This window comes from Flavobacterium sp. AC105 (assembly GCF_979258495.1).
In genome coordinates, this window is record NZ_OZ409860.1 from 844,942 (window position 1) to 868,766 (window position 23,825).

The 23,825-nt window shown below is 30.0% G+C and carries 24 protein-coding genes; all 24 read left to right on the top strand.

Annotated features, from left to right (window positions below; genetic code table 11):
* Positions 1-13: 13 nt before the first annotated feature.
* The 24 genes from ACZ0AH_RS03675 (at position 14) to wecB (ending at position 23,821) form a co-directional block, all read left to right on the top strand.
* Positions 14-1,405: a UDP-glucose 6-dehydrogenase gene (locus ACZ0AH_RS03675; RefSeq protein ID WP_463474500.1), complete on the top strand. Its 1,392-nt coding sequence runs from the start codon at positions 14-16 to the stop codon at positions 1,403-1,405.
* 86 nt (positions 1,406-1,491) lie between these two features.
* A complete protein-coding gene (locus ACZ0AH_RS03680) occupies positions 1,492-1,956 on the top strand; it encodes a UpxY family transcription antiterminator (RefSeq protein ID WP_463474501.1) in 465 nt (154 codons plus the stop codon).
* A 298-nt stretch (positions 1,957-2,254) separates the two neighbouring features.
* Positions 2,255-3,538: a nucleotide sugar dehydrogenase gene (locus tag ACZ0AH_RS03685; RefSeq protein ID WP_463474502.1), complete on the top strand. Its 1,284-nt coding sequence runs from the start codon at positions 2,255-2,257 to the stop codon at positions 3,536-3,538.
* Positions 3,539-3,569: 31 nt separating this feature from the next.
* On the top strand, positions 3,570-4,577 hold the full coding sequence (locus ACZ0AH_RS03690; RefSeq protein ID WP_463474503.1) for a mannose-1-phosphate guanylyltransferase: 1,008 nt from the start codon (positions 3,570-3,572) through the stop codon (positions 4,575-4,577).
* A gap of 12 nt (positions 4,578-4,589) precedes the next feature.
* Entirely contained in the window at positions 4,590-5,636 is a 1,047-nt protein-coding gene (gene rfbB / locus ACZ0AH_RS03695) for a dTDP-glucose 4,6-dehydratase (RefSeq protein WP_463474504.1), read from the top strand.
* Positions 5,637-5,674: 38 nt separating this feature from the next.
* Positions 5,675-8,113 carry an SLBB domain-containing protein gene (locus tag ACZ0AH_RS03700; RefSeq protein WP_463474505.1) on the top strand — a complete coding sequence of 813 codons (2,439 nt, stop codon included), beginning with the start codon at positions 5,675-5,677 and terminating at the stop codon, positions 8,111-8,113.
* A gap of 6 nt (positions 8,114-8,119) precedes the next feature.
* Positions 8,120-9,205 carry a Wzz/FepE/Etk N-terminal domain-containing protein gene (locus tag ACZ0AH_RS03705; RefSeq protein WP_463474506.1) on the top strand — a complete coding sequence of 362 codons (1,086 nt, stop codon included), beginning with the start codon at positions 8,120-8,122 and terminating at the stop codon, positions 9,203-9,205.
* Positions 9,206-9,217: 12 nt separating this feature from the next.
* Positions 9,218-9,619, top strand: coding sequence for a sugar 3,4-ketoisomerase (locus ACZ0AH_RS03710; RefSeq protein WP_463474507.1), 402 nt, complete (start codon positions 9,218-9,220; stop codon positions 9,617-9,619).
* Positions 9,612-10,031 (top strand): sugar 3,4-ketoisomerase, encoded by a 420-nt coding sequence (locus tag ACZ0AH_RS03715; RefSeq protein ID WP_463474508.1) that lies wholly within the window; start codon positions 9,612-9,614, stop codon positions 10,029-10,031. The genes ACZ0AH_RS03710 and ACZ0AH_RS03715 overlap by 8 nt, the downstream gene beginning before the upstream one ends.
* Positions 10,028-10,552, top strand: a complete 525-nt coding sequence (locus tag ACZ0AH_RS03720; protein WP_463474509.1) for a GNAT family N-acetyltransferase — start codon at positions 10,028-10,030, stop codon at positions 10,550-10,552. Before ACZ0AH_RS03715 ends, ACZ0AH_RS03720 begins: the two co-directional genes overlap by 4 nt.
* A gap of 16 nt (positions 10,553-10,568) precedes the next feature.
* Entirely contained in the window at positions 10,569-10,790 is a 222-nt protein-coding gene (locus ACZ0AH_RS03725) for an acyl carrier protein (protein WP_463474510.1), read from the top strand.
* Positions 10,790-11,773, top strand: a complete 984-nt coding sequence (locus ACZ0AH_RS03730) for a ketoacyl-ACP synthase III (RefSeq protein ID WP_463474511.1) — start codon at positions 10,790-10,792, stop codon at positions 11,771-11,773. The genes ACZ0AH_RS03725 and ACZ0AH_RS03730 overlap by 1 nt, the downstream gene beginning before the upstream one ends.
* Complete coding sequence (locus ACZ0AH_RS03735; protein ID WP_463474512.1) at positions 11,770-12,873, top strand: DegT/DnrJ/EryC1/StrS family aminotransferase; 1,104 nt, start codon at positions 11,770-11,772, stop codon at positions 12,871-12,873. Before ACZ0AH_RS03730 ends, ACZ0AH_RS03735 begins: the two co-directional genes overlap by 4 nt.
* Positions 12,874-13,000: 127 nt before the next feature.
* The gene (locus tag ACZ0AH_RS03740) at positions 13,001-13,468 is read left to right on the top strand and encodes an acyltransferase (RefSeq protein ID WP_463474513.1); all 468 of its coding nucleotides are present in this window, start codon (positions 13,001-13,003) and stop codon (positions 13,466-13,468) included.
* The gene (locus ACZ0AH_RS03745; protein ID WP_463474514.1) at positions 13,468-14,958 is read left to right on the top strand and encodes an O-antigen translocase; all 1,491 of its coding nucleotides are present in this window, start codon (positions 13,468-13,470) and stop codon (positions 14,956-14,958) included. The genes ACZ0AH_RS03740 and ACZ0AH_RS03745 overlap by 1 nt, the downstream gene beginning before the upstream one ends.
* Positions 14,959-14,966: 8 nt before the next feature.
* Positions 14,967-15,809, top strand: a complete 843-nt coding sequence (locus ACZ0AH_RS03750; RefSeq protein ID WP_463474515.1) for a glycosyltransferase — start codon at positions 14,967-14,969, stop codon at positions 15,807-15,809.
* Positions 15,810-15,914: 105 nt separating this feature from the next.
* Positions 15,915-16,523 (top strand): CatB-related O-acetyltransferase, encoded by a 609-nt coding sequence (locus tag ACZ0AH_RS03755; protein WP_463474516.1) that lies wholly within the window; start codon positions 15,915-15,917, stop codon positions 16,521-16,523.
* Positions 16,520-17,419, top strand: coding sequence for a glycosyltransferase family 2 protein (locus tag ACZ0AH_RS03760; RefSeq protein WP_463474517.1), 900 nt, complete (start codon positions 16,520-16,522; stop codon positions 17,417-17,419). The genes ACZ0AH_RS03755 and ACZ0AH_RS03760 overlap by 4 nt, the downstream gene beginning before the upstream one ends.
* Positions 17,420-17,430: 11 nt before the next feature.
* Entirely contained in the window at positions 17,431-18,423 is a 993-nt protein-coding gene (locus ACZ0AH_RS03765; RefSeq protein WP_463474518.1) for a CgeB family protein, read from the top strand.
* Complete coding sequence (locus tag ACZ0AH_RS03770) at positions 18,423-19,490, top strand: glycosyltransferase (protein ID WP_463474519.1); 1,068 nt, start codon at positions 18,423-18,425, stop codon at positions 19,488-19,490. Before ACZ0AH_RS03765 ends, ACZ0AH_RS03770 begins: the two co-directional genes overlap by 1 nt.
* Positions 19,490-20,605, top strand: coding sequence for an EpsG family protein (locus ACZ0AH_RS03775; protein WP_463474520.1), 1,116 nt, complete (start codon positions 19,490-19,492; stop codon positions 20,603-20,605). Before ACZ0AH_RS03770 ends, ACZ0AH_RS03775 begins: the two co-directional genes overlap by 1 nt.
* Before the next feature lie 25 nt (positions 20,606-20,630).
* Positions 20,631-21,641 carry a glycosyltransferase gene (locus ACZ0AH_RS03780; protein WP_463474521.1) on the top strand — a complete coding sequence of 337 codons (1,011 nt, stop codon included), beginning with the start codon at positions 20,631-20,633 and terminating at the stop codon, positions 21,639-21,641.
* A 5-nt stretch (positions 21,642-21,646) separates the two neighbouring features.
* Entirely contained in the window at positions 21,647-22,684 is a 1,038-nt protein-coding gene (locus ACZ0AH_RS03785) for a polysaccharide biosynthesis protein (RefSeq protein WP_463474522.1), read from the top strand.
* A gap of 15 nt (positions 22,685-22,699) precedes the next feature.
* Positions 22,700-23,821: a non-hydrolyzing UDP-N-acetylglucosamine 2-epimerase gene (gene wecB, locus ACZ0AH_RS03790; RefSeq protein WP_463474523.1), complete on the top strand. Its 1,122-nt coding sequence runs from the start codon at positions 22,700-22,702 to the stop codon at positions 23,819-23,821.
* Positions 23,822-23,825 lie beyond the last annotated feature (4 nt).

Consider the following 23,825-nt stretch of genomic DNA (forward strand, 5'->3'; position numbering starts at 1 on the left):
AATAGTAAATTAAATGGAAATTACAAAAATTTGTTGTATCGGAGCAGGTTATGTTGGTGGACCAACAATGGCTGTTATAGCTCAAAAGTGCCCACATATTCAAGTAACTGTTGTTGATTTGAACGAACAAAGAATTAAGGACTGGAATGATCCAAATACAGATAATATTCCAATTTATGAACCAGGACTTTCAGAAATAGTTGCAGAGGCTAGAGGAAGAAATCTTTTCTTTTCAACAGAAGTGGATAAAGCCATTGATGAAGCTCAAATAATTTTTATATCAGTTAATACACCAACTAAAACTTACGGTAAAGGTAAAGGTATGGCAGCTGATTTAAAATATATTGAATTATGTGCCAGACAAATTGCGAAAGTTGCTAAACAAAATAAAATTGTAGTTGAAAAATCAACCTTACCAGTTCGAACTGCTGAAGCTATAAAAAGCATTTTAGATAATACAGGGAACGGAGTTCAATTTCAGATATTATCAAATCCAGAATTTCTGGCTGAAGGAACTGCTGTTACAGATTTATTAAATCCGGATAGAATTTTAATTGGTGGAGATACAACACCAGAAGGACAAGATGCTATAAATGCTCTAGTAGATGTTTATGCTAATTGGGTAAGTAAAGAGAAAATTTTGACTACAAATGTTTGGTCGTCAGAATTATCTAAACTTACTGCAAATGCATTCTTGGCACAAAGAATCTCATCTATTAATGCTATGTCTGAATTGTGTGAAAAAACCGGTGCAGATGTAAATGAAGTTGCAAAAGCAATAGGGATGGATAGTAGAATTGGGCCTAAATTTCTAAAAGCATCTGTTGGTTTTGGAGGTTCTTGCTTTCAAAAAGATATTTTAAATTTAGTATATATTGCTAAATCATACGGATTAAATGAAGTTGCCGATTATTGGGAACAGGTTATTATTATGAATGATCATCAGAAAAGAAGATTTTCTAATAAAATTGTTCAAACCTTATACAATACTGTAGCAGATAAAAAAATCACTTTTTTAGGTTGGGCTTTCAAAAAAGATACAAACGATACACGTGAGTCTGCAGCTATTTATGTGGCAGATGATTTGATTAATGAACAGGCAAAAATTTCTGTTTTTGATCCGAAAGTTTCAAGAAATAAAATGTTAAGTGATTTAGATTATTTAGAGACCAGAACGGTTGACGAAAATAGCAATGCATTAGGCATATTTGATAATCCTTACGAAGCATGTAAAGGAGCGCATGCAATTGCAATTCTTACTGAGTGGGATGAATTCACTACTTATGACTGGCAGAAAATTTATGATTCGATGCATAAACCTGCTTTTCTTTTCGATGGAAGAAATATATTGAAAGCAAAAGAATTAGAATCAATTGGATTTATTTATAAAGGAATAGGTTCTTAATAAAAAAATATATTGGATAGGATTTAATGTGAAATGAATGTTGGAGCGGTTGGTTTGGAAATTTTATTTCAATATAAAAGAAAATTATGAATTGGTATGTAGTATATACGAAACCCAAATGGGAGAAAAAAGTTGCAGAAAAACTTAATCAGACAGGTATTGAATGTTATTGTCCATTAATTACACAGGTCAAACAATGGTCAGACAGAAAGAAAAAGATTGAAGTTCCGCTTTTTAATTCTTATGTGTTTGTTCAATTACAAGATGGTGATAGAAGTTCGGTTTTTCAAGTAGCCGGAGTGGTTCGATATTTGTTTTGGTTAGGAAAGCCTGCTATTGTTCGTGATGAAGAAATTGATATTATAAAGAAAAGTTTAAAAGCCACAAATGTAAGCGAGATTTCAGTTTCATCAATTCAGGTTGGAGATCGAATAAAATTAGATTCAGGAGCTTTTAGCAATCAAAATGCAATTGTTCAGGAGGTATCAAAAACACATTATATTTTGGTTTTAGAATCTTTAGGATGTGTGTTGAAAATAAAATACAAATAATTACGTTTCCATGTAATTATATGAAATTTAAAAAGAGCAGAAGATAAATTTCTCAACTTTGGGAAGTTTTATTTTCTGTTTTTTTTATAAAGTAAATTTTTACATACTGACTAATAGGAGATTGATGTTTTTTAAGATTTTTAATTGGTTTGTTTTTAAAGTAATACGGAAAACCGTATTGAATAAATTGACTGAATGTGTTATATTTGCCGAGAATATACTTTTTATACCCGAGTAAATAATGGGACTTGGAATGGCGAAGCCATGTGTTGTTATGATTAAAGTTAATATTTATTAAATGACTGAAAAAATAAAAATAGCAATTATAGGTTTGGGTTATGTTGGTCTTCCTTTGGCCAGATTATTTGCTACAAAATACCCAGTTATAGGATTTGATATCAATGAATCCAGAGTTGAAAGTTTAAATGCAGGAACTGATACAACACTTGAGATCGATGAAGATACTTTGAAAAAAGTACTTGTTGATAATTTGAATATTGAAACAGGATTGTATTGTACCACTTCCTTAAACGATCTTGCAGATTGTAATTACTTCGTAATAACTGTTCCTACGCCGGTTGATAAAAACAATCGCCCTGATTTAACTCCCTTATATAAATCGAGTGAATCTGTTGGTAAAGTTTTAAAAAAAGGTGATGTTGTTATTTATGAATCAACGGTATATCCCGGAGTTACAGAAGAAGAATGTGTACCGGTTTTAGAAAAGATTTCAGGACTAAAGTTTAATGTTGACTTCTTTGCCGGATATTCTCCGGAAAGAATAAATCCTGGTGATAAAGAACATACTGTAGAAAAAATTTTAAAAGTAACTTCAGGATCAACTCCTGAAATTGGTTTAAAAGTCGACGCGCTATATAAATCGGTTATTACTGCAGGAACACATTTAGCTCCTTCAATAAAAGTTGCAGAAGCAGCTAAAGTTATTGAAAATTCACAGCGGGATATTAATATTGCTTTTGTAAATGAGCTGGCTAAAATATTTAATTTAATGAATATTGATACTCAGGAAGTATTAGCAGCAGCGGCAACAAAATGGAATTTTTTACCATTCAAACCAGGTCTTGTTGGTGGACATTGTATTGGTGTAGATCCTTATTATCTAGCGCAAAGGGCTCAGGAATTTGGATATCATCCCGAAATAATTTTAGCGGGACGTCGTTTAAATGATAGCATGGGTGAATATGTTGCCTCACAAATTGTGAAGTTGATGATTAAGAAAGGTATATCTGTTAATGGAGCTAATCTTTTAATGCTTGGAATTACTTTTAAAGAAAATTGTCCTGATGTCAGAAATACTAAAATTGTTGATGTCATAAGAGCCTTAAAAGAATACGGAATATCAGTAACAACATACGATCCCCTTGCAAATATTGAGGAAGTAAAAAAAGAATACAAATTATCAACGATAAATTCTGTTCCTAATGAAAAATTTGATGCGATTGTTTTAGGAGTCGCTCATGCTGAATTTTTGAAACTGAATTTTTCAGAATTGCAAAAAACAAATAGTTTATTATATGACGTAAAAGGAGTTTTAGGTACAATAGCTGATTACAGGTTATAGGGCTAAACTCTTTTTTTATTAAAGAAGAAACATGGATACAAATAAATCAATTACACATGTAATTTTAACAGGAGGAGTAGGTAGTAGATTATGGCCACTTTCTCGTAAGAGTCAACCAAAACAATATCTTGAAATATTTGAAGGCAAATCTTTATTTGAGATGACAGTCGATCGTAACAGTCATTTAGCGAATAAAGTTATGGTTGTTGGAAATGTTGACAATCATCATTTAAGTGGAAAGGTGATGGATAAGTCTAAAACAGCATATATTAATGTTGTCGAAGCTACGCCAAGAAATACTGCAGCGGCCATTGCTTTTGCGGCTTTTGCATCAGAACCTGATGATATATTAATAGTTACTCCTTCTGATCATATCATTGACTTAATGGACAACTATAACAATGCTATCAATGAAGCAGTTTCAAAAGCTAAAGACGGTTTTATTGTTACCTTCGGAATTATACCAACAAAACCGGAAACAGGTTATGGTTATATTGAATCAAAAGGTGATAAAGTGATTTCATTCCGTGAAAAACCTAATGAAACTACTGCTAAAGAGTTTATTGCAAAGGGTAATTTTTTATGGAATAGTGGAATGTTTTGTTTTAAAGCAAGTGTTCTTTTAGATGAATTAAAACAATTTCAACCAGATGTTTACGAGAAATCAAAAGCTGTTTGGGAATCAAGTAAAGATGGTTTTTTAGATCTGGCTTTATCGATGGAAATTCCTTCTATTAGTATTGATTATGCTGTAATGGAACGAAGCAAAAAAATAAAAGTAGTTCCAGCCTCGTTTTCATGGTCAGACTTAGGATCTTTTGAGTCTGTTTATGATTATTTAGTTTCAAAAGGACATCCTACCGATAAAAATGGAAATATGGTTATTGGTTCTGGAAAACATACAACTTTTCTAGGATTGAAAAATACTATTTTTGTATATACAGATTCAGCTAATTTGATTTTGCAAAAAGAAAACTCACAAGATGTAAAAGATATTTATAGTGAGTTGGAAAAGATAAATTCAGATTTATTAAATTAATTAAAATTTAAAATGAAAAAAATTCTTATAACTGGAGGTGCTGGTTTTATTGGATCTCATGTCGTGAGACGTTTTGTAAATAAATATCCTGAATATCAAATTTTTAATTTAGACGCATTGACTTATGCGGGAAATCTTGAGAATATTAAAGATATTGAAAATCAACCTAATTATACTTTTGTAAAGGGGGATATTGTTGATGAAACTTTTATAAATGAACTTTTTTCAATACATAATTTTGATGGAATTTTGCATTTAGCTGCTGAATCACATGTCGACCGTTCAATTGAAGATCCTTTAGCATTTGTCAAAACAAATGTTATAGGAACAATGAATTTGTTAAATGCGGCGAAAAATCAATGGAAAGGAAATTTTGAAGGTAAACGTTTTTATCACATTAGTACGGATGAAGTTTATGGTTCATTGGGAGCAGAAGGATTATTTACAGAAACAACTCCTTACGATCCTAATTCACCTTATTCCGCTTCAAAAGCAAGCTCAGATCATTTTGTAAGAGCGTATGGAGAAACCTATGGCTTGCCGTATGTTTTGACTAATTGCTCAAACAATTATGGTTCATACCATTTTCCTGAAAAATTAATTCCGCTTTTTATAAATAATATTATAAATAACAAAGCATTACCAGTTTATGGAGATGGAAATTATACTCGTGATTGGCTTTTTGTTGAAGACCATGCAATAGCAATTGATTTGGTTTTTCATGAAGGAAAAAATCATGAAACCTATAATATTGGTGGATTTAACGAATGGAAAAATATCGATTTGGTTAAATTATTATGCCAAATTATGGATCAAAAACTTGGCAGACCCGAAAGGACTTCTCAAGAATTGATTACTTACGTAAAAGACAGACCGGGACATGATTTGCGATATGCTATTGATGCTTCAAAAATTAATAAAGAGTTAGGATGGAAACCTACTGTAACTTTTGAGGAAGGTTTGGAAAGAACTATTAATTGGTATTTAAATAACGAACAATGGCTTCAAAACGTAACTTCAGGAGCTTATAAAGATTATTATCAAAAGCAATATTCGTAAATAAATCTTTGGGATTTAAAGTTTAATTTTAATTCGATATGAAAAAAATAACATACGTTCTTACCCTGTTTTTTATCCTATTAATGTCTATGGGGGTACATGCGCAGGATATTATGAAATCGAAGGATTTGAGTACAGTACAAGTAGACTATCTTTCAGATGATGACTTGGCAAAAATAAGTTCTCAATTAAAAAGTAATAATGCTACTATTGATCAGGTTGAATCAATGGCTTTATCAAAAGGGATGAGCCAAACCGAGTTTAATAAACTTAGAAGTAAGCTTAATGAGTATGAGAAGAAAGATTCAAAGAATTCTACGAATGATAAAACTATTAAGCCAAAAATAGAAGAGAAGGATTCCGAATTCGGGAGAAAGCAGGAAAAAATCAAAAATGAAAAAGTAAAAGATTCTGCAAATGCTTTAATTTTTGGTTCTGAATTATTTGACAATCCAACTTTAAATTTCGAACCCGATTTAAAGTTAGCTACTCCAATGAATTATGTTTTGGGGCCAGGCGATGAATTACAAGTAAGTGTTTATGGAGTTCAGGAATATAATGCAAATATTCCGGTAAGTGTAGAAGGTAAAATTACAATTGATTATGTTGGGCAAATTGCCGTTTCAGGAATGTCAATTGAAGCTGCTACTCAAAAAATTAAAGCTGCAATTGCAAGAGTATACAGTACAGTTCGGTCAGGGCAATCTCAAGTTAGTGTTAGTTTGGGGCAAATTCGTACTATAAAAGTCACTATCGTTGGAGGAAAACAACCAGGTAATTATTCCATTTCTTCTTTAGCCACAGTTTACAATGCTTTGCATCTTGCCGGCGGTCCGGGTAAAAACGGAAGTTATAGAAATATTGAATTAATTAGAAATAATAAGGTCTATAGAAACATTGATATTTATAGATTTTTGGTAAAGGGCGATCAATCAGACAATGTTAGTTTAAAAGATAATGATGTAATTAGAATTCCAGCTTATAGCCAACGAGTTACTGTCGAAGGAGAAGTAAAAAGACCTGGTATTTTTGAAATGAAAAAAGGTGAAACTTTCTCCGATTTATTAAATTTTGCTTCAGGATTTAATGAATTTGCTTATACTGCTTCTGTAAATGTTGTGCAAAAAACAGGAAAGGAATTTAAGGTTCATGACATAAATGAAAGTGATTTTAATAGTTATATTCCACAATCTGGAGATGTATTTAAAATTACGAAAATCCTAAACCGCTTTGCAAATCGAATTAAAATTGAAGGAGCTGTTTTCAGACCTGACTATTATTCTTATAATGAAGGAATGCGAATTTCAGATCTTGTAACCAGAGCAGAAGGGCTTAAAGAAGATGCTTATAGTAAACGCGCAAGAATTATTCGCTTAAAAACAGATTTAACTACTGAAATTGTAAACGTAGATTTGGCTGCAGCATTATCTGGAGATTTAAATGCAGATATAGAATTAAAAAGAGAAGATATTGTTACCGTTTATTCCATTTTGGATTTTAGAGAAGAATATAAAGTAACCATTGATGGTGAAGTGAAAAATCCAGGAGAATATGAATATTTTGAAAATTTAACTTTAAATGATCTAGTAGTTCAGGTTGGAGGTTTAACAGGTTCAGCATCAAAAAGAGTTGAAATTGCAAGAATGGTAAAATCAGATGTTATTGACGATGCAGACCCTAAACGTGTTGAATTAGTTGAGCTTGAGATTACTGCAGATAATAACGAGCAGATTAAGAATTTTGTTCTGAAACCTTTCGATGTTATTAATATTAGAAAAATGGCAGTTTATGAAAAACCTCAAATGGTTATTGTAAGTGGAGCTGTTGCATATCCAGGGAAATATGTTTTGGCTAATAAAAAAGAGACAGTCTATAATGTTGTAATGAGAGCTGGTGGATTAACATCAATTGCAAATTTGGATGGTATGAAAATTAAAAGACCTATTAAAGCAGAACAAATTGAAAAAATTGAGAGTATCGATCTGAATTTGTCTAAAAACGATACTTTAAAAGAAAAATTAACTAAGAAATTAAAGGAAGATTTAAAATTTGCTACCATACCAGTTAATTGGGAAAAAATTGTAAAGGACAAGAACCATTATTCTAATGTTACACTTTTTCCAGGTGACGAGATTGAAGTAGCTGTTTATAATGAAGGGGTAAAAGTTACAGGAAATGTATTGTTAACATCTGAAATTCCTTATAGAGAAGGAAAAGGATTTAAATACTATTTAAATGCTGTTGGTGGAGTAGATAATAAAGGTTGGAAGAAAAAGGCATATATAATTTATCCTAATGGCAAGGCATCAGTGACAGGTTCATTTTTGTTTTTCAGATCATACCCAAAAGTTGAACCGGACTCACAGATAGTTGTACCCGAAAAGCCTGAAAGTAAAAAAATGAGTACTGGAGAATGGGTTAGTATAGGTAGTGTGCTAACAAGTTTAGCATTATTAATAGTTACAGCTTTTAAATAATTTTTGATGGAGAATAATAAAGTTATTGTAAACGATGAAATTTCTTTAAAAGAATTAATAGTTAAAATAAAAGAGTGGTCTGATTATTTGTTTTCAAAATGGAAAATTATTGTTTTAGCCGGAGTTATTGGTGCAATAATAGGGGTAATATATTCTATTACTCAAAAACCAGTTTATAAAGCAACATTGTCATTTGCCTTAGAAGATGATAAATCTTCTGGTGGCGGATTAGGTGGAGCTTTGGGCTTAGCAAGTTCTTTTGGTTTGGATTTAGGAGGAACTGGTGGCGGAATATTTACAGGGTCTAATTTGACAGAATTATTCAAGTCAAGATCTATGGTAGAAAAAACGTTATTAACTCCTGTTAAGTTTAATGGGAAAATTATTTCCCTAGCTGAAATGTATATTCAGAATATAGAGTGGAGAGAAAAATGGAAATATAATCCAAAATTTGCTTCAATTCAATTTTTACCAAATGCAGATCGAAATAAATTTACTCGTGTACAAGATAGTATATTAGGAATAATGTACCAAAATTTATCACAGGGAGGACTAGTTGTTGGTCAAAAAGATAAAAAAATTGCAATTATCAATATAGATGTTTCTTCTTCAGATGAGTTATTTGCAAAATATTTTTGTGAGGCACTAGCAAAACAAGTTTCTGATTTTTATATTGATACAAAAAGTAAAAAAGCAAGAATGAATATGGCTGTTTTAGAACGCCAGGTCGATTCTATTAGGGGGCAACTGAATGGAGCAATTACTGGAGTTGCAGCTGCAAACGATAATACCTTTAATTTAAATCCTGCAATGAACATACGCCGGGCTCCATCAGCCCGAAGGCAAGTAGATGTGCAAGCCAATACTGCTATACTAACTGAGCTTGTAAAACAATCAGAGTTGGCAAAAGTAACCTTAAGACGGGAAACACCATTAATACAAGTAATTGATAAACCAATACTACCTTTAGCAAAAGAACGTTTTGGCAAAGCAAAAGGAATATTATATGGAGGATTTATAGCAGGGTTTTTAATGGTTGCATTTTTAATTTTGAAAATGTTAATTAAACAATATAAATTAAAATATTATTAGTTTTTAATCAGTATGAAACCTAAAATCATCAATTTCCCTAAAATACAAGATCCAAGGGGTAATCTTACTTTCTTGCAGCATCCCAATCAAATTCCGTTTAATATTCAAAGAACCTTTTGGACTTATGATGTACCGGGGGGAGAAATTAGGGGAGGGCATGCTTACTTTGAGCAAGAAGAGATTTTGATAGCCTTGAGTGGCAGTTTTGATGTAGTAATTACTAAAGAAGATGGTAGTAACGAAGTTTTTTCTTTAAATAGGAGCTATTATGGACTTTATTTACCAGCAAAAACATGGAGACATATTGAGAATTTTTCAACAAATGCACTTGCTCTGCATATTTCAAGTAGAATTTTTTCGAAAGAAGATTATATAAGGAATTTTGAAGATTTAAAAAAAGTGCTAAATGATTAATAATATTAGTGTTTTCGAGTGTAATCTTTTGCATTTGAATCAAATTGGGGATCGAAATGGGCATATTACTTCGATTAATAATAATATTGAAATCCCTTTTGCAGTAAAAAGAATATTTTATTTGTATGACATCCCTGGAGGTGAATCTAGAGGAGCACATGCGCATAAAGATTGTCATCAATTTTTAGTAGCTGCCAGTGGTAGCTTTGAAGTTCTTTTAGATGATGGAATTACAAAAAGGCAGGTTTTGTTAAACAGACCAGATTTGGGATTGCATATTCCACCTGGAATTTGGGCTTCGGAAATTAATTTCTCCAGTGGTTCAATCTGTCTTGTTTTAGCTTCTCATGAATTTAATGAAGATGATTATATAAGAGATTATGATGAATACTTAAAATATAAAGACTTTTGAAACCAATAATTAATTTTAATATAACGTTAAGATTGGTCGAAGAATCTGATGCTGATTTTATAATTGCTTTGCGAACGGATAGTTCTAAATCCAGATTTATCAGTTCAACTGTTCAAGATGTTGAAAAACAAAAAGCTTGGATTTTAGAATACAAGAAACGTGAACAAAATGGAGATGAATATTATTTTGTAGCGGTTGATGAAAATAATGTTGATTTTGCCACCTACAGAATATATAATAAAAAAAAGGATAGTATAGAAATTGGGAGTTTCGTTTCAAAGCCATTATATGATATTCCAATAAATATTATTAAAGTTGATGTGATATTAAAGGAATTTGTATTTACTACTCTTGGGTATGAAAAGCTAAATTTTGAAGTGCGTAAAGAAAACAAATCAGTTATTAATTATCATAAAAAATTTCAGCCTTCATTGATAGATGAAGATGATTTGAATTATTATTTTGTTTTGACTAAAGCGAATTTCTTAGCAAACAAAACCAAATTTGAAAAAATATTTTAACTTAAAAAAGTTACTTATGGAAGAATTTATTGAGAATTTTAGAAAACAATTAGAAGATGTAAACGTTGAATTGTCTCCTGATTTCGATTATGTTAATTCTGATTTTTGGGACTCACTTACAGCTATTACTATACAAATGATGGTTGAAGATGAATATGATTTAAAAGTTGATGTGAAAGTTATTTCAAATTTTAAATCAATTAAAGATTTCTATCAATTTATTCAAGAGAATAAATAATGGAAGCCTTTATAAAATATATTTCTTATTATTTACCTCTAAATAAATTATCCAATGATGAAATTGCGAATCAGTTTCCTGAATGGGATAGTGAAAAAATAATACAGAAAATAGGTGTAAAAAGCAGGAGTATTACAGGTAAGGATCAATTTACCTCAGACATAGCTGTTGAAGCTATAAATACTCTTTGTATTGAACATAATATTGATAAATCTATCATAGATTATTTAATTGTATGTACACAATCACCGGATTATTTTTTACCAACTACCGCATGTATAGTTCAGGATAAAGTAGGATTATCGACTAACTGTGCTGCAATTGATATTAATCAAGGCTGTTCAGGTTATATTTATGGTTTGTCATTAGCAAAAGGATTGGTCGTTGCCGGAATAGCAAAGAATGTTGTATTAGTGACTGCAGAAACTTATTCAAAACATATTCATAATTTAGACAAGGGAAATAGAAGTATATTTGGTGATGCTGCATCTGCGACTTTAATCTCGGGTGATGGAGCATATAGATTAGGTGAGTTTTCTTTAGGAAGTGATGGAAGTGGGTATCAAAATCTAATTGTAAGAAACGGTGCAATGAAAAATGCTAAAACATTAGAAAACAAGGAGCCAAATGAAAATACTTTATACATGAACGGTCCCGAAATATTTAATTTTACGGCTAAAGCAGTTCCGAATTTAATAAAAGAAAACTTAGATAAAAATAAAGAGAGTATTGATACTATAAGTCAATTTATATTTCATCAGGCTAATACTTTTATGCTTGATTATTTAAGAAAGAAAATTGATATCCCTAAGGAAAAATTTCTTATTGATATGGAAGATTTTGGAAATACAGTTTCTTCCACGATTCCTATAGCATTAAAAAATAGAATGGATATTTCAGCGAATGACGAGAAAATTTTATTAGCAGGTTTTGGTGTTGGTTATTCATGGGGAGCCTTAGTAATTTATAATAATAAAAAATGATTAAGTTTTTAGATTTACAAAAAATAAACAATCAATACGCAGAAGAACTAAAAAAGGTAGCTGCTGAAGTAATAGATAGTGGCTGGTATTTACTGGGAAAACAAGTAAATGAATTTGAAGAAAATTTAAAAAATTTTCAAGAAGGTGGAAATGTAATTGCTGTTGCGAATGGATTAGATGCCTTAAGACTTATTTTAAAAGGGTATATTGAATTGGGATTAATGCAGGAAGGAGACGAAATTATTGTTCCTGCAAATACTTATATAGCGTCTATACTTGCAATTACAGATAACAATTTAATTCCTGTTTTAGTAGAGCCTGATTTAATGACGTATAACTTAGATTTTAATTTAATTGAAGAAAAAATTACATCTAAGACAAAAGCTATTATGGTAGTTCATTTATATGGTAGAGTGTGTTGGGATGAACAACTTCAATTGTTGGCAAAAAAATACAATTTAAAAATAATTGAAGATAATGCACAGGCTATTGGAGCGAATTGGAACAATATAAAAACTGGTAATCTTGGAGATGCAGCAGGATTTAGTTTTTATCCTGGAAAAAATTTAGGAGCACTTGGTGATTCTGGCGCAGTAAGTACAAAAGATAACGAATTGGCAAAAGTAATTCGAGCTTTAGCGAATTACGGATCTGCTCAAAAATATATAAATAAATATCAAGGATTGAATAGCCGTATGGATGAAATACAAGCGGCTTTTTTAAGTGTAAAACTTCGTTATTTGGCTACTGAAACAAGTCGCCGTCAGGAGATTGCTTATTATTACCTTAATAATATAAAAAACAATAATATAATTTTGCCTAATATTAGCGAAATTGACGAAAATGTTTGGCACGTTTTTGTTATTCGCACGGATAATCGTGATAAACTTCAATCATATCTTGTTGATAATGAGATCCAGACTTTAGTACATTATCCAATCCCTCCTCATAAACAAGAGTGTTATTCTTTTATGAATTCCTTGTCACTTCCTGTAACAGAAAAAATTCATCGTGAAGTATTGAGTTTGCCGATAAGCCCCGTTATGGATTCTACGGAAGTTGAAAAAATTGTTGAAGTTTTGAATAACTATAATGCTTAGATTTATTTACAATTTTTATAAAAGGATTACTGGCTTTTTTTCCTTTACCTACAAAACAATCTTCTACTTTTTTTTACCTAATGCAATAAAATTTTTCACAAAAAAAATTAGCTACAAAAATATTCCATTGGTCCGACAACTACTAATTTGTGCCGGAGAAGGTATTGTTGAAATTGGAAAAGATTGTTCTTTTGGATACAAACTTGGAGGTTTTCACAAATCAGGAACTATTGAATTACAATCTCGCTATAAAAGTTCTAGAATTAAAATTGGAAATAATGTCTCAACAAACAATAATATAATGTTGTGTTCTGCAAATTATATTGAGATTGGAGATGATACATTAATTGGCCATTACGTTACAATCATGGATCACGAAGCACATTGTATTGAACCCGATAAAAGAAAAGAATTAGGAGAAATTGGAACGGTAATTATTGGACGTAATGCTTGGTTAGGAAATAATGTAATTATTTTAAAAAATACCGAAATTGGTGATAATAGTATTGTAGCGACTGGTGCGGTGGTCTCAGGCAAATTTCCTGCAAACGTCATTATTGGTGGTGTACCAGCTAAAATAATAAAGTCAATATAATGAGCGAAAAGCAATCGTCTTATCGTAACATTATGAAGGCAACTTCTATATTTGGTGGGGTACAGATTTTTACTATCTTGATTTCTATTTTAAGATCTAAATTTGTAGCCCTATTTATTGGATCGGCTGGCATGGGTGTTGTTGGTCTACTTACTTCGACTACTAATTTGATAGGCGGATTAACAAATTTTGGTCTGGGAACTAGTGCTGTAAGAGATGTGTCGGCAGCAAAAAGTACTGAAAATGAAACTCGAATCTCAATTGTTATTGGTGTTTTAAAAAGATGGGTTTGGGTTACGGGTTTACTAGGTACTATAATTGTTATTGTTCTTTCACCTTGGTTAAGCCAAATTACTTTTAAAAACAGTGATTACATCTGGCCTTTTATTCTAGTTTCAATTACTCTTCTTTTCAATCAGCTTAATATTGGACAACTTGTAGTTTTGCAGGGAATGCAGAAAATAAGTTTTCTGGCCAAAGCGAGCTTGTCAGGAAGCATTTTGGGCTTAATAGTTACCGTTCCTCTATATTACTGGCTTGGATTAGATGGAATTGTGCCCGCAATGGTAATTGCGTCATTTGTATCTTTTTTAATTTCCTGGTATTTTTCTAATAAAGTAAATATTAAATCGATAGCAATATCTAGAAATGACTTTGTTACTGAAGGAAGGCAAATGATTAAGATGGGCTTCATGATTAGTTTGAGTGGTTTATTAGTTAGTGCAAATGCTTATGTTATTCAAATTTTCATCAATAGTGACGGAGGTGTAGAACAAGTTGGGCTTTTTACGGCCGGATTTTCAATTATCAACACTTATGTTGGATTAATTTTCACCGCTATGGCAACTGATTACTTTCCACGTCTTTCAGGAGTAGCCCATTCTAATGAATTGTGTAAAGAGACAATTAACCAGCAGGGAGAAATTTCAATATTAATCCTGGGACCAATTATAATGATATTTCTTGTTTTTATTAAATTTATAATCATCATTCTTTATTCAAATAAATTTGTTGAAATTGAAAATATGGTTTTATGGCTGGCCCTGGCAATCTTTTTTAAAGCAGGAGCCTGGACAATTGGATTTATTTTGTTAGCAAAAGGATCTTCTAAAATTTTCTTTTGGAATGACTTGTTTGGGAATTTATATATGTTGCTTTTAGATATGCTTGGATATTATTTATGGGGGTTGACCGGACTTGGAATTTCCTTTTTTATTGGGTATTTAATTTATTTTGGACAAATTTTTTTATTGAGCAAAATTAAATATCAATTTTCTTTCGATTCGTCATTTATACAAATCTTTGTAATTCAGTTTTCTCTGGCATTAGGTTGTTTTATTACAGTCAGAACATTAGATAAGCCTTATACATATCTTATAGGGATTATTTTTATAGGAATTTCCATTTGGTATTCTTATAGCCAATTAGATAAACGTTTAGGTATTAAAAACACCATAAATAATTTTTTAGAAAATAGATTAAAAAAATAGGGCTTCAAATGAAAAATGATAATGTCAAAGAAAAACCATTAGTCTCAATTGTCGTGCCATGCTATAATCACGAAAAATATGTGACCCTTGCATTATCAAGTATTTTGGATGACACGTATGTAAACAAAGAGATTGTCATTATTGATGATGGATCAAAGGATAATAGTGTTCAGTTTATTCAAAGTTGGATAAAAGAAAATTCTGGAGACAATACCCCGATTATATTTAAGCATAGAAAAAATGTTGGATTTACGGCGACTCTCAATGAACTTATAAGTTTAGCGAACGGCAAATATATTATACCTCTTGCTAGTGATGATATGTTAATAAATAATACAATAGAAGAAAGGGTTAATATTTTAGAAACTAATAAGTCCAAAATGGTAATTATTAGTGATGCTACTGTTGTAGATTCTGATGGAAATATTATTTATGAAAGTATGATGACAGATTTTCATAACTCAAATAAAAACAATTATACTTCGGAAGAAGGGATAATTAATGAGGTGATTTTTAATTTTGCCATTTCAGGACCTGTAGTATTTATTAATAAAGAAATTTATAATACAATAGGAAAATATCCGGAAAATTTGAAAGCCGAAGATTTATATTTCTATATTAAATCTGCATGTTTAAATAAAATTATTTTTTTTGATAAAAAAGTCTGTAAATATAGAATACATTCTAATAACACTTCGGGGTTTAACCCAGAACTTACAAAAACTGTAATATTAACATACTTCAAAACATTTAAAAGTCTTCCAAGTTTCAAAATTAAATTAAAAGTAATAAAAAGGGTTTTAGGACTTTATTATTACAGCAAATTTCCTTATAAAACGGGTTCTAATTAAAAAATATAGAGTAGAAATTTTTCTATTGTTATAAAGATGAAATTAATATTGCAATTTCTAAAAATTATAAAGTATTTTTTTATAAAGTACCAACAGGAGTTTAACTTGATTAGATTTCAAGTTTCGTGGAGACAAAACAATACTCATAACTTCACTTCTGTTGGAAAAGTTTTTCCTTTAGAATGTGTTAGTGTCGGTAATAGAAGTTACGGAGAATTAAATGTGTATTCTTACTCTGGTGGGATTAATGAAAAACTTGTTATTGGAAATTATGTGTCTATAGCGAATAATGTGAATTTTATTTTAGGAGGAAACCATAACATAAATACATTTACTACCTATCCGTTAAAAAGCTTTATTTTAAACATTTCTTATCAAGACTCTTTCTCAAATGGTCCTATAAATATAAGTGATGAAGTTTGGATATGTTTTGGGGCAACTATTTTATCAGGTGTCACGATTGGGAGAGGAGCAATTATAGGAGCAAATTCAGTAGTAACAAAAAGCGTTCCCCCATATTCTATTGTTGCCGGTAATCCGGCAAAAATTGTAAGATACAGATTTGATAAAGAAATTATAGAAGAATTAGAAAAAAGTGAGCTTTCTGATTTTACAGATGATTTTATAATTGAAAATATAAATGATTTTTATTCGGTTATTAAAAGTAAAGAAGATATTAATATGCTGAATAAAAAAGGAAATAAGTTCGTATGACTGTATCAATAATAATAGTTAATTATAACACAAAAGATTTATTAGCTAATTGCATAAATTCAATTTACCAACATACAAAAAATATAGCGTTCGAAATTATCGTTGTTGATAATGCATCTGGTGATTTTTCGCAAGAATATATTAAATCTAATTTTCCAGACGTTGTACTCATAGAATCTGAAATTAATCTAGGATTTGGAAGAGCTAATAACTTAGGGGCTAAATATGCCAAAGGAGATTTTTTATTTTTTTTAAACTCAGACACTGTTTTGTTTGAAGACTCAATAAACATTTTAGTAAATTTTTTTGACAAACAAGACGAAAAATTAAACATTGGCGTTTTAGGCGCTATTTTGGTTGATGAAAAACATGTGTTAAATGGCTTTGGAGGTCATTTCCCAACATGCAAAGAAGAAAATAAGGTCAATTTGCGAAAACTTCCTGTTCTTAAATGGTTTATTTCCCCACCTCAAAAAATAGAATATAATTTATCGGATGAATTTTTTGCTATAGATTATGTAATTGGCGCTGATATGCTAGTTCGTAAACAATTATTTGATGAAATGAGTGGTTTCTCTAATGAATTTTTTATGTATTATGAAGAATCTGATTTACAAAAGAGAATTTATAACAGTGGGAAAAGAAATTATATTTTGACACAAACTAAAATCATTCATTTTGAGGATGGAAGTGGAAAAGTTATAGAAAAGTATTCTAATAGAAAAAGAATTATAGCGCACACCAGTAGAAATATTTATTTAAAAATGAATGATAAAAGAAATTTTAGAATCTATGCAATAATTGATTTTTTCGTTTTGTGTTTAAATCTTTTAAATAATAAATACTCTTTCGGAGAGAATAGAGAATATTTAAAAAAAATAAAAAAGACATATTAAAGAAATTTAAAATGAAAATAACTCTTTTTGGAAGCAAGGATTTTGATAGTTTAGAATATCATTTAAATGATTCTTTTAAATTCTTAGGTCATGATGTAACACATATTGATATAAGTGATGTTGTCTCAATCCCATATAAGTATAATTATTTTGCGACCAAATTCATAAAAAGATATGATGAGTATGTGTTTCGTAAAGTCGCAAAAAAAATTATTGAAACTGAGCCAGAATTAATAATTTGTACCTATCGATTTACACATCCTATTTGTATTAAGTTAATAAAGCAGGCATTGCCAAATATAAAAGTTGTTCATATTAATCCTGATCAATTAACAACTTTAGAATACCAGCAAATATTTGCCTCGCCTTATGATACTTATTTTACCAAGGATCACTATATGGTTGATTTTATGAAAAATAAAATGGGATTAAATACATTTTATTTACCTGAAGCTTTTAATAAGCGTATACATAAAATGCCAAATGCTGATAGAGTAGAACAAGAAAAAAAGATAGGGATCGACGTAGTGGCATTTGGTACAATGTATCCTTATAGGGCTAATATGATTGGGCAGCTAATAAAGGCTGGTGTAAATATCTCTTTATTCGGCACACCGGACAGACGTTTTGGTAAAATTGAAATCGAAGATAATTTCAGAAATGAATTTATTACAGGTGATAGAAAAGCAGAAATTTTATATGGCTCCAAAATTATTTTCAATAACTTCCATTATGGTGAAATAGAATCTGCTAATGTTAAATTTTTTGAAATTTCAGGAATTGGTGGATTTCAAATATGTGATTTTAAACCTGTTTTAAGAGAATATTCTGCAATCCCAATTGAAGAATTTACATATAAAAATATTGGAGAAGCAACAGATTTAATAAATTATTATTTAGATAAACCGGATCTTAGACACAAATTAGCTTTGCAGCAACATAATCATTTTTCTGAGAATCATACTTATGAACACAGGATAAACCAAATGTTAGAAGTTTTATAATGGAGAAAAACTGCGGTTTAATCTTTATGGGATACAATAACATGCTTTCCCACAAGCGTGGAGTAGAGAATGTGATTCATTTTCAATCTAAGGCAAGTCCTTTTGATGTGAATTATTATTTACACTGGGATATTAAAAGCTATACTTACAGATATGAAAATTTAATTTGTATAGGAGTCAAGAAAAATTTTTTTTGGTTTCTAGCATTGAATGCAATTCTTTTTAGGCTAAAAAGAAAGAAAAAGAAACTGTTTATTCATTCACACAATCCATTGATGAGTATCATGTCTATATATCAAAGTAATTTGTTTACAGTACATGATTCCTTATATTATTTGACAAAAGTTACGAAGCACAAATTGAATAATATATTCTGGCTTTTAGAAAAAATACTTTATACAAGAACAAACTTTGTACACTTTATTTCAAATTATACAAAGAAAATGAGTTTGTATAAAGGAAATAAAAATTATAAAATTATTCCTAATACTTCTCATTTTGAAGGTTTTGATCCTGTATTTGAAAATGAAAATCAAAAATTAAAAAAGTTTAATGATAGCTATTTAAAGATTTTTACCGTTAGAAGCATAGAAGAAAGGGCATTAATAAATTTGATTATTGATGTTGCTGGAAAATTGAAAGGTGAAAAAATTGAATTCTTTATTGCAGGAAAAGGTCCTTTGTTAAACTTTTACAAGGAACAAATAACGAATCTCGGGCTTGATAATATCAATCTTTTGGGATATGTTTCAGATGAGGATTTAATTTATTATTACAAAAATTGTGATTTAGTATTAGTTTCAGCTTCCTACGGAGAAGGATTTGGCTTACCCATAATTGAGGGTTATTTATTTAATAAACCTGTAATAGCTTCTAATGTTTGTGCAATCCCAGAAGTCATTATTTCGGGTGATTTTCTTTTTGAGAACAATATTGAAAGTATTATTTCGAGACTTTTTGATTTTAAGAAATTAAAAGAGTATCAATATGAAATGTACTATAATAATTTTTTTTCAAACCGAATAGTTTTGTCAAAAATGAATGAATTGTATAAGAATCTGCTTTAATGGAAGTTTATATAATAACAGTATTACTCATTTTTGTTTTTGGTTTTATTGACTTAAGATTGAAATTAACTGATCTAGAAAGGAATAGTTTAATCTTTTTTATTTATGTAATAATTTCAATTCAAATAGGATTAAGATGGGAAACTGGGACTGACTGGAAAGCATACTTAGAGAATTTCGAAACGACAGATAATTTTAATATTGTTTTATTAAATAGTTTGACCGGTTTTGAAATTGGTTATGGGACTTTTGTTTTTTTGATAAAAAAAATATTTGATAATTATGCAATGTTTTTGTTCATACACGCTATTGTATTTTATTTTATTGTTTTTAGAACTTCAAAAAAATATAGCCCATATTGTTTTATAACTATTATGTATTTCTATGCGACTAATCTTGGTATTGTCGGTTCTAATCGACAGTTATTGGCAATAGTCATCTGTTTATGTTCATTAGATTTTGTGCTTGAAAGAAAACCAATTAAGTTTTTTGGTACTGTTATAATAGCTTCACTTTTTCATACCACTGCATTTTTATTTGGAATTTATTATTTTCTAAATCGAAATTTTAAAATTTCTACGGTTATTTTAGCTTTAATTATTTCGTTTATTATTGGAAAAACAAGTTTACCATTTCTTTTGTTTTCAAAATTTGGTGGAATATTTGGTGAACTTGCAGCCTCAAAAACGGTTGCTTACACTGAGGGAGCCAGCGATTCAGCAGCTGACGCTGGGTTTACCATAATTGGTTTAATGAAACGGTTTATGTTTATTACCATTTTCTCTTATAATTATTCCTTTCTGACTAAAAAACTCTCTTATTATAAAGTTTTATATAACGGTTATGTTTTTGGACTAGCAATTTATTTTCTTTTTGCAGGCTCACTTTTAGTACTGATTAGTAGGGGAGCGTTATATTTTAATGTTATGGAATCTTTTTTAATTTCATGTCAGTTTTTAGTTTTAGCTAAAAGAGTAGATAAAGCTTATGTTCTTTTTGTTTTATTTTTAATATCAATTTTATTTTTGTTTCAGTCGATCTCAACATATCCAGACTTATTTAATCCTTATAAAGGATTATTTTATAATACAGATTATGTTAGGGAAATGCACTAATAAAAATTAAAATTTATTCTATAAAATGGTTTTAATAGACGCACTCTATATTAATAATGGCGGAGGAAAAATTTTATTAGATTATTTAATTTTGAAATTGAATGATTCTAAAACAGACATATATTTTCTGCTAGATGATCGAACTAAAGGGGATTATCCTCAAATAAATCCAAATAATGTAACCTATTTAAAAGGGGATTTTCTAAAAAGATATTTTTTTTACACTCACAATAAAAGCAAATTCTCCAAGGTTTTATGCTTTGGGAATTTACCTCCAAATATTAGATTAGAAGCTGTGGTTTTTACTTATTTTCATCAAATGATATATTTAAGTATACCTAAAGAGTTCACTTATGTGCAACAGATCAAATTTAGATTAAAAATTATCATTCTTAAAAGGATTGCAAAAAACACTGATTTTTGGCTGGTTCAGTCTGATTTAATTAAAGAAAAATTAAAATCAAAGTTTCACCTCGATTATGAATCAATTAATATTTTGCCTTTTTATCCTCAGTTCGAGCAACAGGATTTAAATATTCCAAGAGAAAAGAATACTTATATATATGTAAGCAATGCAGCTCCTCATAAAAATCATAAAAATTTAATCAGTGCTTTTTGTCTTTTTTATAATGAGTATGAAACAGGAAAATTAATTCTTACTGTAAATAAGGACTATCCAGAAGTATTAGATCTTATAAAAACTAAAACTGAACAAGGATATCCAATAGAAAATTTAGGTTATGTTGATAGATCAGCTTTACAAGAAAAATATTTATCTAGTGAATTTTTAATTTTCCCTTCACTATCAGAAAGCTTTGGTTTAGGACTAATTGAAGCAATTGATTGTAATTGTATGATAATAGGAGCTGATCTGTCTTATACTTATAAAGTTTGCGAACCAACAATTGTTTTTGACCCATATAGTGAGAATAGTATTTATAATGCTTTTGTGAATAGTTTAAATAAAATTAAGTTAAGGCCCAGTTTACCAAAGATATATAATAACATTGATCAAGTTATTGATCTATTAAAATAAAGAAAATGCAGTTAATAAAAAATAAAACTCTTCTGATAACTGGAGGTACTGGTTCTTTTGGCCATGCTGTTCTTAACCGTTTTTTGCAAACGGATCATTTTAGTGAAATTCGAATTTTTTCTCGCGATGAGAAAAAACAGGATGATATGCGTAATCAATTAAAAAATGACAAACTAAAATTTTATATTGGGGATGTTCGGGATTACAATAGTGTAGAACGTGCCATGAGAGGAGTTGATTATGTATTTCATGCAGCAGCATTAAAGCAAGTGCCTTCTTGCGAGTTTTTCCCGCTAGAAGCTACTAAAACAAATGTTTTTGGTACTCAGAATGTTATTGATGCTGCAGGAGTCAATAAAGTTAAAAAAGTAATTTGTTTAAGTACAGATAAAGCTGCCTATCCCATTAATGCTATGGGTATTTCTAAAGCCCTTATGGAAAAAGTTGCAGTAGCAGCATCAAGAAATTTAAGCGACACGACTGTATGTTTAACTCGTTATGGAAACGTAATGGCTTCACGAGGTTCAGTTATTCCTTTGTTTTTAAAACAAATTAAGGAAGGTAATCCAATTACGATTACTGATCCCAAAATGACACGTTTCTTAATGTCATTAGATGAGGCGGTTGAATTAGTATTATTTGCCTTTGAAAATGGAAATCCAGGTGATTTATTTGTAAACAAAGCTCCGGCAGGAACTATAGGTGATTTAGCTCAGGCTCTAAAAGAAATGTGTAATACCAACAGTGATATTAAGATTATTGGTACACGTCATGGAGAAAAATTATATGAAACTTTGTGTACTCGTGAAGAAATGGTAAAAGCGGAAGATATGGGTGATTTTTATCGTATTCCTGCTGATAATCGAGATTTGAATTATGCTCAATATTTTTCTGAAGGTGAAGAGAATATTGCAACAGCAGAAGATTATCATTCTCATAATACAGAACAGTTAGGAGTTGAAGGAATGAAGGTTCTACTTTCAAAATTACCTTTAATTCGTAAAGAAATTTTTGGAGAGGAAGTTTTTGTTTCAGCAAGTTAAAGAAAAGAAAAAATTATGAAAAAAATAAAATTAGCAACCATAATCGGAACTCGCCCTGAAATTATTAGATTGGCGGAATGTATCAAATTGTGTGATAAATATTTTGAACATATCGTAATCCATACCGGACAGAATTATGATTATGAATTAAATGAGATTTTTTTTGAAGATTTAAATCTTCGTAAACCTAATTTTTTCTTGAATGTTGCTGGAAGTCATTTGGGCGAAACAATTGGCAATGTGATTTCAAAATCTTATGAAATTCTTGCAAGTGAAAAACCAGATGCTTTGCTTGTTCTCGGTGATACAAATAGTGTTTTAAGTACGATTGCAGCTAAGAGATTAAAAATCCCAATTTTTCATATGGAAGCTGGTAACCGATGTTTTGATCAAAATGTTCCTGAAGAAATAAATAGAAAAATTTCTGATCATATCTCTGATATTAATCTTACATATACAGAACACAGCAGAAGATATTTGCTGAGTGAAGGATTTCGTAAAGATCATGTTTTTGTAACAGGTTCTCCTTTATATGAGGTTTTGAATAAGTACTCTGACAAAATTCAAAATTCGGATGTTGTTTCAAGATTGAATTTAAATAAAGACAAATATATTGTTGTAAGTGCCCATAGAGAAGAAAATATTGATCTGAAAGATAATTTTGAAATTTTAGTTGATTCTTTAAATACAGTGGCAGAAAAATACAAGATGCCAATTATTTTTTCAACACATCCAAGAACACGAAAAAAAATTGAAAATTCAAACATTGTTTTCAATCCACTAATCAAAAGTGTTCCTCCTTTAGGTTTTTTTGATTATGTTAAACTGCAACAAGATGCATATGTCGTTTTATCTGACAGTGGCACTATTAGTGAAGAGGCAGCTATGATGGGATTTCCGGCCGTAAGTATTAGAACTAGCACAGAAAGACCTGAGGCAGTAGATGCCGGAACAATTGTACTAGGAGGTATTAGCAAAGAAAGCATGATTAATTCAATTGAAATTACTAAAGGACTATCTATAGATAATAATTCACAATTACCTGTTGAATACCAGGTAAAAAATACTTCAGAGAGAATAGTAAGAATTATTCAAAGCTATACTCCAATAGTAAACAAGGTGATTTGGGATAAATAATTAA